Origin of the sequence: Salmonella sp. SAL04196 (assembly GCF_046550835.1) — a bacterium.
Taxonomy (GTDB): domain Bacteria; phylum Pseudomonadota; class Gammaproteobacteria; order Enterobacterales; family Enterobacteriaceae; genus Salmonella; species Salmonella enterica.
In genome coordinates this window covers 222,246-237,575 of sequence record NZ_JBGDXE010000002.1, presented here as the reverse complement: position 1 = coordinate 237,575, position 15,330 = coordinate 222,246, and the positions used below count along the sequence as shown (strand labels likewise).

Genomic DNA, 15,330 nt, shown 5'->3' with positions numbered 1-15,330 from the left:
TGCAGTCCCTCTTCCGTCGCACTATTCTCTGCCGCTATGAAAACCCCTCGTCTCCCTATCGCTATTCAGCAGGCCGTAATGCGCCGCCTGCGGGAAAATCTCGCCCAGGCGAACCTCAAGCTCGATAGACATTATCCGGAGCCGAAACTGGTGTATACGCAACGCGGCACCTCGGCGGGCACCGCCTGGCTGGAGAGCTACGAAATCCGCCTCAACCCGGTGTTACTGCTGGAAAACATCGACACCTTTATAGCAGAGGTCGTGCCGCATGAACTGGCGCATCTGTTGGTGTGGAAGCACTTCGGACGCAAGGCTCCGCATGGCAAGGAATGGAAGTGGATGATGGAAAGCGTGCTGGGCGTTCCGGCCAGACGTACTCATCAATTTGCGCTGCAATCCGTACGGCGCAATACCTTTCCCTACCATTGCCAATGCCAGCAACATCAACTCACCGTCCGCCGTCACAATCGGGTAGTACGCGGCGAAGCGGTTTATCGTTGCGTTCACTGCGGCGAACCACTGGTCGCCGGGTAGTTCCCGAAACGTCCGGGAACTTTCCTGAGCGGACTGATTGCATACAGACACAACTTTCGTTACGTTGCGGGCTCGTTTTGCTATGGAGTGTGCAATGTACCGTAATTTTTCTTTTGCCGCTGCGTTGCTGGCCGCAGCGTTTTCAGGCCAGGCCCTGGCCGATGGCATTAACAATTTTTCTCAGGCCAAAGCGGCGAGCGTCAAAGTCAATGCCGACGCGCCCGGCAGCTTTTACTGCGGGTGCCAAATCCGCTGGCAGGGTAAAAAAGGCGTCGTAGACCTGGAGTCCTGCGGCTATAAGGTGCGTAAAAACGAGAATCGCGCCAGACGCATTGAGTGGGAGCACGTTGTCCCCGCCTGGCAATTCGGTCATCAGCGCCAGTGCTGGCAGGACGGCGGGCGAAAAAACTGCGCTAAAGACCCGGTCTACCGCAAAATGGAAAGCGATATGCATAACCTGCAACCCGCGATTGGCGAAGTAAATGGCGATCGCGGCAACTTTATGTATAGCCAGTGGAACGGCGGCGAAGGTCAGTACGGGCAGTGCGCCATGAAAGTGGATTTCAAAGCGAAGCTCGCCGAGCCGCCCGCCCGCGCCCGTGGCGCAATCGCCCGCACTTATTTTTATATGCGCGACCAATACCAACTGAAACTTTCCCGCCAACAAACGCAGCTGTTTAACGTCTGGGATAAGCAGTACCCCGTTACCGCCTGGGAGTGCGAGCGCGATGCGCGTATCGCGAAGGTCCAGGGTAATCATAATCCCTATGTGCAACGCGCTTGCCAGGCGCGAAAGAGCTAACCTACACTAGCGGGATTCTTGTTAACCCATGCCCTGGATAGCCAAACGCCGGGGCCATGACGCGGATTTTTTTATTATGCGTATTCCCCGCATTTATCACCCTGAATTGTTGACGTCCGGTACGCAGATTTCGTTATGCGAAGATGCGGCCAACCATATTGGTCGTGTACTGCGCATGGGACCGGGACAAGCGTTACAGCTGTTTGACGGCAGTAATCAGGTATTCGATGCTGAAATCATTAGCGCCAGTAAGAAAAGCGTTGAAGTGCAAGTGATGAAAGGCGAAATCGACGATCGTGAATCGCCGCTACATATCCATCTGGGCCAGGTGATGTCGCGCGGTGAAAAAATGGAATTTACTATCCAGAAATCGATCGAACTGGGTGTAAGCCTCATTACGCCACTGTTCTCTGAGCGCTGCGGCGTTAAACTGGATAATGAACGTCTGAACAAAAAGCGCCAGCAGTGGCAAAAGATCGCCATCGCCGCCTGCGAACAATGCGGGCGTAACCGGGTGCCGGAAATTCGCCCGCCGATGGCTCTGGAAGCCTGGTGCGCCGAGCAAGATTCCGGGCTGAAGCTCAATCTTCATCCGCGCGCCCATGCCAGCATCAACACTCTGCCGCTGCCGGTTGAACGCGTCCGACTGCTGATCGGCCCGGAAGGCGGGCTGTCGGCGGACGAAATCGCGATGACCGCGCGCTATCAGTTTACTGATATTCTGTTAGGACCTCGCGTTCTGCGTACTGAGACAACCGCGCTCACCGCCATTACCGCGCTACAGGTGCGTTTTGGCGACTTAGGATGAAGCGTTAACGGAGAAAATAATGATCAAGCTCGGCATCGTGATGGACCCCATCGCACACATCAACATCAAGAAAGACACCAGTTTCGCTATGCTGCTGGAAGCCCAACGTCGTGGTTATGAACTTCATTATATGGAGATGGCCGACCTTTATCTGATTAACGGCGAAGCCCGCGCCCGCACGCGAACGTTGAGCGTGGAGCAAAATTACGATAAATGGTACGAGTTCGGCAGCGAGCAGGAGATTAAACTCGCCGATCTGGACGTCATTTTGATGCGCAAAGATCCGCCGTTTGATACCGAGTTTATTTATGCGACCTATATTCTGGAACGCGCTGAAGAGGAAGGGACGCTTATCGTCAACAAACCGCAAAGCCTGCGCGACTGTAATGAAAAACTGTATACTGCCTGGTTTGCCGACCTGACCCCGGAAACGCTGGTAACGCGCAATAAAGCGCAGCTCAAAGCGTTTTGGGAAAAGCATGGCGATATCATTATGAAACCGCTGGACGGTATGGGCGGCGCGTCCATTTTCCGCGTTAAGGAAGGCGATCCTAACATAGGCGTTATTGCCGAAACGCTGACCGAGCTGGGCAACCGCTACTGCATGGCGCAGAACTATTTGCCCGCTATCAAAGATGGCGATAAGCGCGTTCTGGTCGTCGACGGCGAGCCGGTGCCTTACTGCCTGGCGCGTATTCCGCAGGGCGGCGAAACCCGCGGCAACCTGGCGGCTGGTGGTCGCGGCGAACCCCGTCCGTTGAGCGAAAGCGACTGGGAAATCGCCCGCCGCGTTGGGCCGACGCTTAAAGCCAAAGGGCTTATTTTCGTCGGTCTGGATATTATCGGCGACCGCTTAACGGAAATTAACGTGACCAGCCCAACCTGCGTGCGTGAAATTGAAGCGGAATACCCGATCTCTATCACCGGGATGTTGATGGACGCCATCGAAGCGCGTCTGGCGAAGTAAAGGTTTATTGCCCGGTGGCGTGCGCTTACCGGGCCTGAGCAATCACGCCGCCCCGGTCGGATAAGGCGGCGCATCAGCATCGCCATCCGGCAGTCTATTGCCCGATAAGGCAGCCGTCCTTTGGCAAAAGACGGCTTATATGAGTGACAACCGTCCGCTTTCCCCACATACTGAACGCTGTCGTTTTTTTGAACCAGGAAACAGAACCTCTGACAATGAATTTACAGCATCACTTTCTTATTGCCATGCCTGCGCTCCAGGACCCGATTTTCCGCCGTTCCGTGGTGTATATTTGCGAGCACAACCAGGACGGCGCTATGGGGATTATTATTAATAAGCCTTTGGAAAATCTGCAAATTGAAGGGATTCTGGAAAAACTAAAAATTACGCCGGAACCGCGCGATTCGGCAATTCGTCTTGATAAAGCCGTGATGCTCGGCGGTCCGCTGGCGGAAGATCGCGGATTTATTCTCCATACTCCGCCGTCACGTTTCGCCTCCAGCATTCGTATCTCAGACAATACCGTGATTACCACCTCCCGCGATGTGCTGGAAACGTTAGGTACCCAACAACAGCCTTCCGATGTGCTGGTCGCGCTGGGCTACGCCTCCTGGGATAAAGGCCAGCTTGAACAAGAGTTGCTTGATAACGCCTGGCTTACCGCGCCCGCCGATCTCAATATTTTGTTCAAAACGCCCATTGCCGAGCGCTGGCGCGAAGCGGCAAAACTTATTGGCATTGATATTCTGACCATGCCTGGCGTTGCGGGGCACGCCTGATGAGCGACACCTTACTGGCCTTTGACTTCGGCACAAAAAGCATCGGCGTTGCAATAGGACAACGTATTACCGGCACCGCCCGTCCGCTTCCGGCAATCAAAGCACAGGACGGCACGCCCGACTGGACGCTCATTGAACGTTTGCTGAAAGAGTGGCAGCCGGACGAAATTATTGTCGGGCTACCGCTCAATATGGATGGCACTGAACAACCGCTGACGGCGCGCGCACGTAAATTCGCCAACCGTATTCATGGGCGTTTCGGGGTAACTGTCACGCTGCACGATGAACGACTCAGCACCGTTGAAGCACGCTCCGGTCTGTTTGAACGAGGTGGGTATCGCGCACTGAACAAAGGCAAAGTGGACTCGGCCTCCGCCGTGATTATCCTCGAAAGCTATTTTGAACAGGGGTATTAAAGCCGTTTTTGTCAGCAGGCGGATAACGCGGTCACGGTTGCCAGGCTTGCTGGGCAATACGCTGGTTTAATGCCTTCAACGCCTGTAAACGCGCAGCCGCCTCCGCCTCATCAATCCGCCACATTCCCGCAAAGGCCAGCGCTGCGGCGTGCTTGCCTAGCGGTTGCGCCATAGAAACTTCACCATCAGCGTGATGCCACAGCACGTATCCCCGCTGGCGCTGCTGCGCCACATGCGGCGCCAGATTACGCCACTGCTCCGGAGTAAAACGCTGCATTAGCGCCTCATCGCTTTCTGCCGCCAGTAACGCCACTCCTGTTACCGACTGCCAGACCGGGCACATGCGAAACCCCGCCAGCGCCTGACTTCCCTGCGAACCCGGCGTAGAGTGATAAATATAGATAATCTGGTCTTCCCATAGCACGCCTAATGCCACCACGATGTCTTTGGGCGCATGGCGCTCAAGGATAGGCAACGCATGGGAGAACAGCGCTGAACCGCGAATCGCCTGCACCGCCAAAGCATGAATGCCTGGCCCGGGCAAATAGCGTCGGTGCTCATCCTGCATCGTGAGTCCAATAGAGGCCATCGTCATTAACAGGCGATTAACGCGCGTGGTGTTAATATCCATCAGCCGGGCAAGCTCGCGACATCCGATAGCTCGGTCGCTGGAGACCAGATATTGCAGACAGCGAATGCCATCTATCAGGCTTTGATTCGGTTGTGATGACATCGTTAAATGACTTCGCTGTGGTTTTAACAAAGCTGCGATTTTAACGCCGGTTCGCCAGGATACAAGCCTGTATACCGTTCAATCCACCGCGCCAGTCAACACTTTCCTCCCCCCCTACGCCGCCATCTTCGCTACAGTCGTCCCTGCGCCTGACGCCATTGCGCGCTCTGGGCGAATGTCATCATCCCCTGCTGCTGCCCGGTTTGTATCACGTGGGCCAACTGATGGAGTTTGCCTTCACGGATCAAATTCCCTGTGGCTGGCGTATTAATCAGTAATTCAAACAACGCCACGCGCCCATCCTGTCTGTCGACCTCCAGTTTTTGTGATAGTACGGCGCGCAGACTACCCGCCAGTTGACTGCGTATCGGTTCTTTTTCCTGCGCCGGAAAACTATCCACTAATCTTTCCACCGCCTGCGCCGCACCGCGAGTATGCAGGGTTGCCAGTACCAGATGCCCAGTTTCCGCCGCCGTCAGCGCCAGGCGAATGGTCTCGCTGTCACGCAGCTCTCCCAGTAAAATGACATCGGGATCTTCACGTAACGCCGCGCGCAGCCCGGCGGCAAAAGTGGCGCAATGCTGGCCGATTTCCCGCTGCTGTATCAGGCAACGCTTGCTGGTGTAACGGTATTCAATAGGATCTTCCAGCGTCAGGATATGTTTATCGGCATGTTGATTAAGATATCCCACCATCGCCGCCAGCGTGGTGGACTTCCCGCAGCCAGTAGCGCCAGTGACCAGAATCAGTCCGTTCTCGCTGGCAAGCAGTGCGGGTACTATCGGCGGCGTCTGGATTTCCGCCAGATCAGGACAACGCTCGGGCAATAGCCGTAGCGCCAGCGACGTTCCCTGTTGATGTGTGAACGCACTGGCGCGCAGGCGCCGCGTGCCAGACAGCGAGACGGCGAAATCAAGCTGGCCGTGCGTTCGCCACTGATATTGTTGCGCATCATTAAGCCAATCAAGCAGAAGCCTGTCGACATCAGGCGCGGTAAAAGGCGCGTTCTCCATGCGTCCTTGTTTGCGCCATCGCGCAGGCCAGGCGTTACACAGGTGTAGATCCGAGACGTTATGCTTTACACTAAGCGTCACAATTTCTTCCATATTCATATAAACATCCTCGGAAAATGAACGATATCGCGCATAACCTGGCATACATCCGGGACAAAATCTCCGCCGCGGCGACGCGTTGCGGCCGCTCTTCAGAAGAAGTTACGTTGCTTGCAGTGAGTAAAACCAAACCTGCGAGCGACATCGCAGAAGCCATTGCCGCCGGACAACGGGCATTTGGTGAAAATTATGTACAAGAGGGGGTGGAAAAAATCCGCCACTTTCAGGAAGCGAAAGTGGAAGGCCTGCACTGGCACTTTATAGGCCCTTTACAGTCCAACAAAAGTCGGCTGGTGGCCGAGCATTTTGACTGGTGTCATACCATCGATCGCCTGCGTATCGCCTCGCGTCTGAGCGAACAGCGTCCGGATAATCTGCCGGCGCTAAATGTTCTGATCCAAATTAATATCAGCGATGAAAACAGCAAATCAGGCATTCCGCTGGCGGAACTGGATGAGCTGGCCGCTGCGGTGGCTACACTGCCGCGTCTGCGGCTTCGCGGACTGATGGCGATTCCGGCGCCAGAGTCAGATTATGTAAGGCAGTTTGAAGTCGCACGTCAAATGGCTGTAGCATTTGCCGGGCTGAAAGCGCGCTACCCTGACGTTGATACCCTATCTCTGGGTATGAGCGACGATATGGAAGCCGCGATTGCGGCAGGTAGCACAATGGTGCGCATCGGCACCGCTATCTTTGGTGCTCGTGATTACACAAAAAATTAAGGAAAACTGAGGAACGCCATGAATACGTTGACCTTCCTGCTCTCAACGGTAATTGAGCTGTATACCATGGTGCTATTATTGCGCGTGTGGATGCAGTGGGCCCGCTGTGACTTTTACAACCCTTTCTCCCAGTTCGTGGTGAAAATTACGCAGCCCATCATCGGACCGCTGCGTCGTATTATCCCGCCAATGGGGCCGATTGACAGCGCTTCCCTGCTGGTGGCGTTTATTCTTAGCGTTATTAAGGCGATAGTGCTGTTTAAGGTAATTACGTTTCAGGCGATTATCTGGATTGCCGCGGTGCTTATCTTGCTTAAAACAATCGGCCTGCTGATCTTCTGGGTGCTGCTGGTCATGGCTATCATGAGCTGGGTGAGCCAGGGTCGTAGCCCGATTGAATATGTATTGATTCAGCTTGCCGAGCCGCTGCTCAGCCCGATTCGCCGTATACTGCCTGCGATGGGCGGCATCGACTTCTCGCCGATGGTTCTGGTGCTGCTGCTGTATGTCGTTAATATGGGGATCGCTGAAGTCTTACAAGCGACAGGCAACATGTTGCTGCCGGGGCTGTGGATGGCGTTATGAGTGCTGTGACTCGCTGCGAAGACGGTCTGGTGTTACGGCTTTATATTCAGCCGAAAGCCAGCCGCGACAGTATTGTGGGCTTACATGGCGACGAGGTGAAAGTCGCCATTACCGCCCCGCCGGTTGACGGTCAGGCAAACAGCCATCTGATCAAGTTTCTCGGTAAACAGTTTCGCGTGGCGAAAAGTCAGATCGTCATCGAAAAAGGCGAGCTGGGCCGTCACAAACAGGTAAAAATTATTCACCCGCAACAGATCCCGCCGGAAATTGCGGCGTTAACTGAGTAGGTATCCCATGCAAAAAGTTGTTCTCGCAACCGGCAACGCCGGTAAAGTGCGCGAGCTCGCGTCGCTGTTAAGCGATTTTGGGCTTGATGTGGTAGCGCAAACGGAACTGGGCGTTGACTCCGCGGAAGAAACCGGCCTGACGTTTATTGAAAACGCGATTCTCAAAGCGCGCCATGCCGCTAAAATGACCGGTCTGCCCGCCATTGCCGATGACTCCGGTCTGGCCGTTGACGTTTTAGGCGGCGCGCCGGGTATCTATTCCGCGCGCTATTCTGGCGAAAACGCGACAGATCAGCAAAATCTGGAAAAACTGCTGCATACTCTACGAGATGTTCCGGACGACAAACGCCAGGCGCGATTCCATTGTGTGCTAGTTTACTTGCGTCATGCCGAAGATCCCACACCGATAGTCTGTCACGGTAGTTGGCCTGGTGTCATTACTCGCCAGGCGGCCGGAAATGGCGGATTTGGCTATGATCCCATTTTCTTCGTACCGTCTGAAGGCAAAACCGCCGCAGAACTGACCCGTGAAGAAAAAAGCGCGATTTCCCACCGTGGACAAGCGCTCAAGCTCCTGCTGGATGCGTTACGCAATGGCTAAACTACCGCCGCTCAGTCTTTATATTCATATTCCCTGGTGTGTACAAAAATGTCCATATTGCGACTTCAATTCCCATGCGTTGAAGGGCGAGGTGCCGCATGACGACTACGTCCAGCATCTGTTAAGCGATCTGGATGCCGACGTCGCCTGGGCGCAAGGGCGTGAAGTAAAGACCATTTTTATTGGCGGCGGTACGCCAAGCCTGCTTTCCGGGCCGGCGATGCAAACGCTGCTGGACGGCGTGCGTGCGCGCCTGAATCTGGCGGCGGATGCGGAAATTACCATGGAAGCGAACCCCGGCACGGTCGAAGCCGACCGCTTCATCGACTATCAGCGCGCCGGCGTAAACCGGATCTCCATTGGCGTGCAGAGCTTTAGTGAGCCTAAGCTGAAACGTCTTGGCCGTATTCACGGTCCACAAGAGGCGATGCGGGCAGCAAGACTGGCAAATGGGCTTGGGCTACGCAGCTTTAACCTCGACTTGATGCATGGATTGCCGGACCAAACGCTGGAAGAGGCGCTGAACGATTTGCGACAGGCGATTGCGCTTAATCCGCCGCATCTCTCATGGTATCAATTGACGATTGAACCCAACACTTTGTTCGGTTCGCGTCCGCCGGTTTTACCGGACGATGACGCACTGTGGGATATCTTTGAGCAGGGCCACCAGTTATTAACCGCTGCTGGCTATCAGCAATACGAAACGTCGGCCTATGCCAAACCCGGTTATCAGTGCCAGCATAATCTGAACTACTGGCGCTTTGGCGACTATCTGGGGATTGGCTGCGGCGCCCACGGTAAAGTCACCTTCCCGGGCGGCAGGATCCTGCGCACCACCAAAACCCGTCACCCACGCGGTTATATGCAGGGACGTTACCTGGAAAGCCAGCGTGACGTGAGTGATGACGATAAACCCTTTGAGTTCTTTATGAATCGTTTTCGGTTGCTGGAGCGCGCGCCTCGCGCCGAATTTGTCGCCTATACCGGGCTTACGGAAGCGGTTATTCGTCAGCCAATCGACGAGGCTATTGCCCAGGGCTACCTGACCGAATGCGAGCAATACTGGCAGATTACCCGGCACGGTAAACTGTTTTTAAACTCTCTTCTTGAGTTGTTTCTCGCGGAATAACAAGGATAAGCCTGTCGCGCCAGCGGGTAAAATACCTGATGGCGCGACGCTTACCGACCTGTGGCGGTTAATGCGCCGCCGGCAAGCGCATTATTTAATAACCCCTTTACGACGCAAATCGTCCGTATCTTTTTTCCAGCGCTCGTAACCGTCATTAATATCCATGATTTTCATGCGGATATCACTCTGTTGCATCTGAAGTTTCTGTACCGCTATATTCAGCGGATATTGTCCTTTCTCTAACGTTATCCAGTCATTCTGCGCTTTTCGACGCAGCTCTTCTGATTTCAAAAATACCTGCCGCCGTTGCTCGTGTATGTCTAAATCTCTTTTCTGCTGAATAGCCGCTTCATTGCACGGCTCACTCTGCTTACGGCACGCGTCTAATACCGGTTGATAGACCTCTTTTTCGTATTTCTCGGCATATACGCTGCTATCGTTGGCTTTTACATAATCATCGCGCTCTTTTAACGTCTTTTTAAACGCCTCGGCGCGGGTCAACGGTTTCCCATCAGCGCCTTTTCCCCAATATGCGTCCGCTTCTTTTTTAGCTACCGCTATTTTCTTATCCAGGGCAGAGAGTTGTTCTTCAAGACCGGGGATCGACGCTTTCTGCGCACGCCAGGAGGCTTCAATGTTGCCAAACCGATAGTTAAAGTCATCACTGTTGACGATCAGGTATTTATCATTCGTTTTAATGTCGTCAATAGCCCGGCCCTGATCGCTGGCTGCCATTTGTAATGAGTAATAGCTCACCGTCCAGCCAGAGGCTGGCGTCCCTTTGCTGGTCAACATGGCAGAAAATTTAACGGGACGATCTTTGGTCCAGGTTTTTTCAACAAAATAATAATCCGCCGCCATACCAACGCCGGTATACATATCTTCACGGGAAGAAATATCCCCTTCGGCAGACCAGGTGGCCTGATTGCCCCTCGAATCAAGATTTTTTAAGGTAATGGAATCCAGTTTAAGTATGCCGTGGTACTGCTTACTAAACTGTTCTTTTAAGATGTTATCGGAGGGTTGAGCAACCTCTGCCCAACTATAGCCTGAAATCAGGGCAAACAGCGCTGCGCCAGCAATCCATTGTCGAACCACTTGTGGACCTCCCGTCCAGAGACATGACGCCCACGATTATCATAACCATGATGATAATTAGCAAGATAATAGTGTTGATTGTGCGAGAGGTCTTCCAAAGATAGCCCCGGCCTTCCGACCGGGGCATTATCTTTAATACTGATTGAACATCGTCTGGATCTGTTTTGGATCTTTAGTCTGGGTTAACGCCAGTTGCAGTAAGACACGCGCTTTTTGCGGGTTCAGCGTGCCAGAGGCGACAAAGCCGTATTTTGCATCGTCCACTTCCGCATCCTGCGTGGTTGCGCCAGTCGGCACACGTGAAGAACGCACCACTACCGTACCGTTGTGCGCAGCGGTCGCCAGGGTATCAAAGACCGTTTTATACAGGTTGCCGTTACCCACACCTGCGCTCACGATCCCGTCATAACCCGCGTCTACCAGCGCTTTTGCCGGCAGATCGGACGCATTCGCATAGTTATAAACGATACCGACTTTCGGCAACGCGGTCAGCTTCGACACGTCGAACGGGGTGGAGGTGGTATGTTTACGCTCTGGCGTACGCTGGTAGTCAATTTTACCGTTGTGGATATAACCCAGCGGGCCGTAGTTAACCGCTTTGAACGTCGCCACGTCAGTCGTATTGGTCTTAGTGACGTCGCGTCCGTCCATGACGGTATCATTCATTACCACCAGCACGCCGCGGTTGGCAGACTGTTTATCAGCCGCTGTTACTACCGCATTATAGAGGTTGAACGGGCCATCTGCGCTCATTGACGTGGAAGGGCGCATCGCGCCGACCAGTACCACCGGTTTATTGCATTTCACGGTCAGATCGAGGAAATAAGCGGTCTCTTCCATCGTATCAGTACCGTGGGTAATCACGAAACCGTCGGTGCTGTCGCACTCGGTATTGATTTTTTTCGCCAGCGTGAGCCAGACTTCATCGTTCATATCCTGCGAGCCAATGTTAACGACCTGCTCGCCTTTCACTACCGCAATGTCCTTCAATTGAGGAACGGCATCCACCAGATTTTCGACACCGACTTTACCTGCCGTATAATTTGATTTTGTTGCTGAATCACCGCCGCCAGCGATCGTTCCGCCGGTCGCTAAGATGGTGATATTCGGTAAAGCGAACGCTGCGCCGCTGAAACCCATTACCAGAGCAGCTAATGCCGTTTTCCTGAAAAACTCCATGTTATATCTCCAGTTATGTCAACTGGTCGCATTATCCCTATATTGCAGACGAATAATGTGACGCCATACGATTAACCAGCGATATATATCCAACAGAGAGTATTTTTTAGAGATGGATAACAAAATGCAGGAAAAAACAGAATAAAAAGGCGCAGATACGATCTACGCCATTGTTTAAAAAGGAAAGATTACTTCAGGCTGCCAACCAGCGCTTTGCGGCTATCTTCTAAGGTTACTACGCGGCTACAGACATCTTTGCCAAACTGCTGGAAATCTTTCTCCTGATTTTTCCATTCATTCTGGATAGCGGTTTGCAAACCACCGAGGCTGCCCATCACGCCCTGTAAAGGATTGCCGCCGCCTTTAAGCACCGCTTTGGCGCCCATTTCGTTAATGCTGTCCTGCAAAATACCGCCCATCGCCTGATTCACCAACTGCTGACCGTCGGCACGCACCTGGTCGATAGCCTTATAGTTGAACGTCAGGCCGTCCGTACGATGTTCGATAATACGGTTCATTTGCGCTTTTAATTGCGCATCAAGCTTCGTCAGACGGCTACGCATGTTGCTGCTTTCGCCCACCTCTTTAGCGATGATTTTATCCAGCGCCACGCGGCCTTTTTCGACGCGCGATCGGGCGCCCTCATCAATCCACGGCAGCGCGCTTCGCAGTTCCGCCTGGTAATCTTTCGCTTGCTCGCGTTGCGCGGCGCTAAGGGTGTACTGCTTACCGTTGTACATCACATTGCCGTCCGGCGTGATCACCAGGTTGCCGTTTTCACCTTTCACCTGCACCGTTTGTGGACTCAGGATCACATCGTCACGCGGCGTGACGCTGCATTTGTAATCTGCATGAGCGGCCATCGCCGTAAACGTTAGCACTGCCGCCAGCAGCGTTTTGCGCATCATAACTTTCCCTCAAGACAAAGCGGGCCGGCATTTGCCGACCCTGTACTCATTAGTCCCACCAAACGTCGAAAAGTTCGCTGGTTCGGACTTCTTCAAGGTTGCGCGCTTCCAGCCACTTACGCACAATCGCCTGATGTTCTTCGGTACATTTACCGATTTCCTGCATACAAATCAGCCCTTCCCAGGCCAGGTAGCCGCTGCCGTCAAACGCCAGTTTATTAGGCTCAATAACGTCATTAATAAAGTCATCGACAGTCTTATCGATCTGCTCTTCAGATGTACCTTCCGGAAAACGCCATGCCACCGAAAATCCTAATTCCTGGAATTCGTCAATGTGCATTTTTTTACGCAGACGACGACTACGGTTCTTTGCCATTATTTCACCCTCTCGAACATTAAGTCCCATACGCCATGACCAAGACGATGGCCACGTTGTTCAAATTTCGTTACCGGGCGCGATTCCGGGCGCGGTACATAATCATTGCTCTCTGACAGATTTTTGTACCCGTCGATAGAAGACATGACTTCAAGCATGTGTTCCGCATACGCTTCCCAGTCGGTCGCCATATGGAAAACGCCGCCCAATTTCAGCTTGCTCAATACCAGTTCAGCAAACGGCACCTGAACGATACGGCGTTTATTATGACGCGCTTTATGCCACGGGTCAGGGAAAAAGAGCTGAACCATCGATAAAGAATTGTCAGGAATCATTTTATGCAACACTTCTACCGCGTCGTGGCACATGACGCGCAGGTTTTCAACGCCCTCTTCATGAGCGGACGCCAGACATGCGCCGACGCCGGGCGAATGCACTTCAATGCCGAGGAAATTCTGCTCCGGGCGCGCTTTCGCCATCGCCACGAGAGACGCCCCCATGCCAAAACCAATCTCCAGCGTCACCGGCGCTTCGCGACCAAACAACGTGGCGAAATCTACCGGCGCTTCGCTGAACTCGACGCCCATCACCGGCCAGTAGTTTTCCAGCGCGTGTTCTTGCCCCTTTGTCAGTCGCCCCTGGCGACGAACAAAACTACGAATACGGCGCAGCGGGCGACCGTTTTCATCAAATTCCGGTGAAATGACGTCGTTTTTCATAAAAGTGTAGTCTGCTGTGTTTGAGTTCTGAAAACGGGCATTATCCAAAGTTAGTTGCCGGATGCAAGCATGAAGCGCACTGCGGAAAGTTCCGGTTTACACCCTGCGGCCTCTGTGCTGCAATCTTGCCCCCGGCAATAATGAATGAGTTTCCATGCAAGCGTCTCAATTTTCAGCCCAGGTTCTGGACTGGTACGACAAATACGGGCGGAAAACGCTGCCCTGGCAAATTAACAAGACGCCTTACAAAGTATGGCTCTCGGAAGTCATGTTGCAACAAACGCAGGTGACGACGGTGATTCCTTACTTTGAGCGATTTATGGCGCGCTTTCCCACGGTGACGGATTTAGCGAATGCGCCGCTGGATGAAGTGCTCCATTTATGGACCGGGCTCGGCTATTACGCCCGCGCGCGTAATTTGCATAAAGCGGCGCAACAGGTGGCGACGCTTCACGGTGGAGAATTCCCGCAAACTTTTGCCGAAATCGCCGCGCTACCCGGCGTCGGGCGTTCAACCGCCGGCGCGATTCTCTCCCTCGCGTTAGGTAAACATTATCCGATTCTTGATGGAAACGTTAAACGTGTGCTGGCTCGCTGTTATGCTGTTAGCGGCTGGCCTGGAAAAAAAGAGGTGGAGAATACGCTGTGGACGTTGAGCGAGCAAGTGACGCCCGCACGCGGCGTGGAGCGTTTTAATCAGGCGATGATGGATCTGGGCGCGATGGTTTGTACGCGTTCAAAGCCAAAGTGCACCCTGTGTCCGCTGCAAAACGGTTGTATCGCCGCTGCGCATGAAAGCTGGTCACGCTATCCGGGCAAGAAACCGAAACAGACGTTACCGGAGCGGACGGGTTACTTTTTATTGTTACAGCATAATCAGGAGATTTTCCTGGCGCAGCGCCCTCCCAGCGGTTTATGGGGCGGACTCTACTGCTTCCCGCAGTTCGCCAGCGAAGATGAATTACGTGAATGGCTGGCGCAACGGCATGTTAACGCTGATAATTTGACCCAGCTTAACGCGTTTCGCCACACATTTAGCCATTTCCACCTGGATATTGTGCCTATGTGGCTTCCCGTGTCGTCACTGGACGCCTGCATGGATGAAGGCAGCGCGCTCTGGTATAACTTAGCGCAACCGCCGTCAGTCGGACTGGCGGCCCCCGTGGAGCGCTTGTTACAGCAGTTACGTACCGGAGCGCCAGTTTAACGCCCCGGTCGATGAAGAGGATGACTTATGAGCAGAACGATTTTTTGTACTTACCTGCAACGCGACGCTGAAGGGCAAGATTTTCAGCTCTACCCTGGCGAACTGGGAAAACGTATCTATAACGAGATCTCTAAGGACGCGTGGGCGCAGTGGCAGCATAAGCAGACCATGTTGATTAACGAGAAAAAGCTCAACATGATGAACGCCGAGCACCGTAAGCTGCTGGAACAGGAGATGGTGAGCTTCCTGTTCGAAGGCAAAGACGTTCATATCGAAGGTTATACGCCGGAAGATAAAAAATAGGCCCGTTGCTGAATGAGGCTGCGCTTATTCGGCCTGTGAGTTATGCCGGATAAGCTCTTAGCGCC

Annotated in this window: 20 protein-coding genes; 13 read left to right on the top strand and 7 right to left on the bottom strand. The window is 53.5% G+C overall.

The window, feature by feature from the left end; translation table 11 throughout:
* The first annotated feature begins 36 nt into the window (after positions 1-36).
* The 6 genes from ACLJPE_RS10680 to ruvX all read left to right on the top strand — a co-directional run bounded on the left by ACLJPE_RS10680 (position 37) and on the right by ruvX (position 4,306).
* Complete coding sequence (locus ACLJPE_RS10680) at positions 37-534, top strand: SprT family zinc-dependent metalloprotease (RefSeq protein WP_000856775.1); 498 nt, start codon at positions 37-39, stop codon at positions 532-534.
* A 94-nt stretch (positions 535-628) separates the two neighbouring features.
* A complete protein-coding gene (gene endA / locus ACLJPE_RS10675; RefSeq protein ID WP_000286124.1) occupies positions 629-1,336 on the top strand; it encodes a deoxyribonuclease I in 708 nt (235 codons plus the stop codon).
* A gap of 76 nt (positions 1,337-1,412) precedes the next feature.
* A complete protein-coding gene (rsmE, locus tag ACLJPE_RS10670; RefSeq protein WP_001222488.1) occupies positions 1,413-2,144 on the top strand; it encodes a 16S rRNA (uracil(1498)-N(3))-methyltransferase in 732 nt (243 codons plus the stop codon).
* Between the two features lie 19 nt (positions 2,145-2,163).
* Complete coding sequence (gene gshB / locus ACLJPE_RS10665) at positions 2,164-3,111, top strand: glutathione synthase (protein ID WP_000593248.1); 948 nt, start codon at positions 2,164-2,166, stop codon at positions 3,109-3,111.
* A 215-nt stretch (positions 3,112-3,326) separates the two neighbouring features.
* Positions 3,327-3,890, top strand: a complete 564-nt coding sequence (locus ACLJPE_RS10660) for a YqgE/AlgH family protein (RefSeq protein ID WP_001053167.1) — start codon at positions 3,327-3,329, stop codon at positions 3,888-3,890.
* A complete protein-coding gene (ruvX, locus tag ACLJPE_RS10655; protein ID WP_001285491.1) occupies positions 3,890-4,306 on the top strand; it encodes a Holliday junction resolvase RuvX in 417 nt (138 codons plus the stop codon). Before ACLJPE_RS10660 ends, ruvX begins: the two co-directional genes overlap by 1 nt.
* A 31-nt stretch (positions 4,307-4,337) precedes the next feature.
* Here ruvX and ACLJPE_RS10650 read toward each other — a convergent pair whose 3' ends face one another.
* Both ACLJPE_RS10650 and ACLJPE_RS10645 read right to left on the bottom strand, forming a co-directional pair.
* The gene (locus ACLJPE_RS10650; protein ID WP_000098340.1) at positions 4,338-5,039 is read right to left on the bottom strand and encodes an IclR family transcriptional regulator; all 702 of its coding nucleotides are present in this window, start codon (positions 5,037-5,039) and stop codon (positions 4,338-4,340) included.
* Positions 5,040-5,170: 131 nt separating this feature from the next.
* Positions 5,171-6,151 (bottom strand): type IV pilus twitching motility protein PilT, encoded by a 981-nt coding sequence (locus ACLJPE_RS10645; protein WP_001055645.1) that lies wholly within the window; start codon positions 6,149-6,151, stop codon positions 5,171-5,173.
* A 17-nt stretch (positions 6,152-6,168) separates the two neighbouring features.
* Here ACLJPE_RS10645 and ACLJPE_RS10640 point away from each other — a divergent pair, with 17 nt between their 5' ends.
* From ACLJPE_RS10640 to hemW, 5 genes are read left to right on the top strand one after another with little or no spacing between them, the layout of a single operon-like run.
* Positions 6,169-6,873, top strand: coding sequence for a YggS family pyridoxal phosphate-dependent enzyme (locus ACLJPE_RS10640; protein ID WP_000997812.1), 705 nt, complete (start codon positions 6,169-6,171; stop codon positions 6,871-6,873).
* 18 nt (positions 6,874-6,891) lie between these two features.
* On the top strand, positions 6,892-7,458 hold the full coding sequence (locus ACLJPE_RS10635) for a YggT family protein (RefSeq protein ID WP_001094848.1): 567 nt from the start codon (positions 6,892-6,894) through the stop codon (positions 7,456-7,458).
* Positions 7,455-7,745 carry a DUF167 family protein YggU gene (yggU, locus tag ACLJPE_RS10630; RefSeq protein ID WP_001277203.1) on the top strand — a complete coding sequence of 97 codons (291 nt, stop codon included), beginning with the start codon at positions 7,455-7,457 and terminating at the stop codon, positions 7,743-7,745. The genes ACLJPE_RS10635 and yggU overlap by 4 nt, the downstream gene beginning before the upstream one ends.
* 7 nt (positions 7,746-7,752) lie before the next feature.
* The gene (locus ACLJPE_RS10625; protein WP_001174769.1) at positions 7,753-8,346 is read left to right on the top strand and encodes an XTP/dITP diphosphatase; all 594 of its coding nucleotides are present in this window, start codon (positions 7,753-7,755) and stop codon (positions 8,344-8,346) included.
* Positions 8,339-9,475 carry a radical SAM family heme chaperone HemW gene (hemW, locus tag ACLJPE_RS10620; RefSeq protein WP_023214414.1) on the top strand — a complete coding sequence of 379 codons (1,137 nt, stop codon included), beginning with the start codon at positions 8,339-8,341 and terminating at the stop codon, positions 9,473-9,475. Before ACLJPE_RS10625 ends, hemW begins: the two co-directional genes overlap by 8 nt.
* A gap of 90 nt (positions 9,476-9,565) precedes the next feature.
* On the opposite strand, the gene ACLJPE_RS10615 is transcribed toward hemW, so the two are convergent.
* From ACLJPE_RS10615 to trmB, 5 genes are all read right to left on the bottom strand, one after another.
* Positions 9,566-10,573 carry a DUF1202 domain-containing protein gene (locus ACLJPE_RS10615; RefSeq protein WP_023233416.1) on the bottom strand — a complete coding sequence of 336 codons (1,008 nt, stop codon included), beginning with the start codon at positions 10,571-10,573 and terminating at the stop codon, positions 9,566-9,568.
* 132 nt (positions 10,574-10,705) lie between these two features.
* Positions 10,706-11,752: an L-asparaginase 2 gene (gene ansB, locus ACLJPE_RS10610; RefSeq protein ID WP_000394189.1), complete on the bottom strand. Its 1,047-nt coding sequence runs from the start codon at positions 11,750-11,752 to the stop codon at positions 10,706-10,708.
* 188 nt (positions 11,753-11,940) lie between these two features.
* Positions 11,941-12,660, bottom strand: a complete 720-nt coding sequence (locus ACLJPE_RS10605; protein ID WP_039512848.1) for a DUF2884 domain-containing protein — start codon at positions 12,658-12,660, stop codon at positions 11,941-11,943.
* A gap of 49 nt (positions 12,661-12,709) precedes the next feature.
* Entirely contained in the window at positions 12,710-13,036 is a 327-nt protein-coding gene (locus ACLJPE_RS10600) for a YggL family protein (protein WP_001107559.1), read from the bottom strand.
* Positions 13,036-13,755, bottom strand: a complete 720-nt coding sequence (trmB, locus tag ACLJPE_RS10595; protein ID WP_000786890.1) for a tRNA (guanosine(46)-N7)-methyltransferase TrmB — start codon at positions 13,753-13,755, stop codon at positions 13,036-13,038. Before trmB ends, ACLJPE_RS10600 begins: the two co-directional genes overlap by 1 nt.
* A 154-nt stretch (positions 13,756-13,909) precedes the next feature.
* Between trmB and mutY the strand changes: the two genes are divergently transcribed.
* Positions 13,910-14,962: an A/G-specific adenine glycosylase gene (gene mutY / locus ACLJPE_RS10590; protein WP_001148959.1), complete on the top strand. Its 1,053-nt coding sequence runs from the start codon at positions 13,910-13,912 to the stop codon at positions 14,960-14,962.
* A gap of 27 nt (positions 14,963-14,989) precedes the next feature.
* Positions 14,990-15,265 carry an oxidative damage protection protein gene (locus tag ACLJPE_RS10585; protein ID WP_000091706.1) on the top strand — a complete coding sequence of 92 codons (276 nt, stop codon included), beginning with the start codon at positions 14,990-14,992 and terminating at the stop codon, positions 15,263-15,265.
* Positions 15,266-15,330 lie beyond the last annotated feature (65 nt).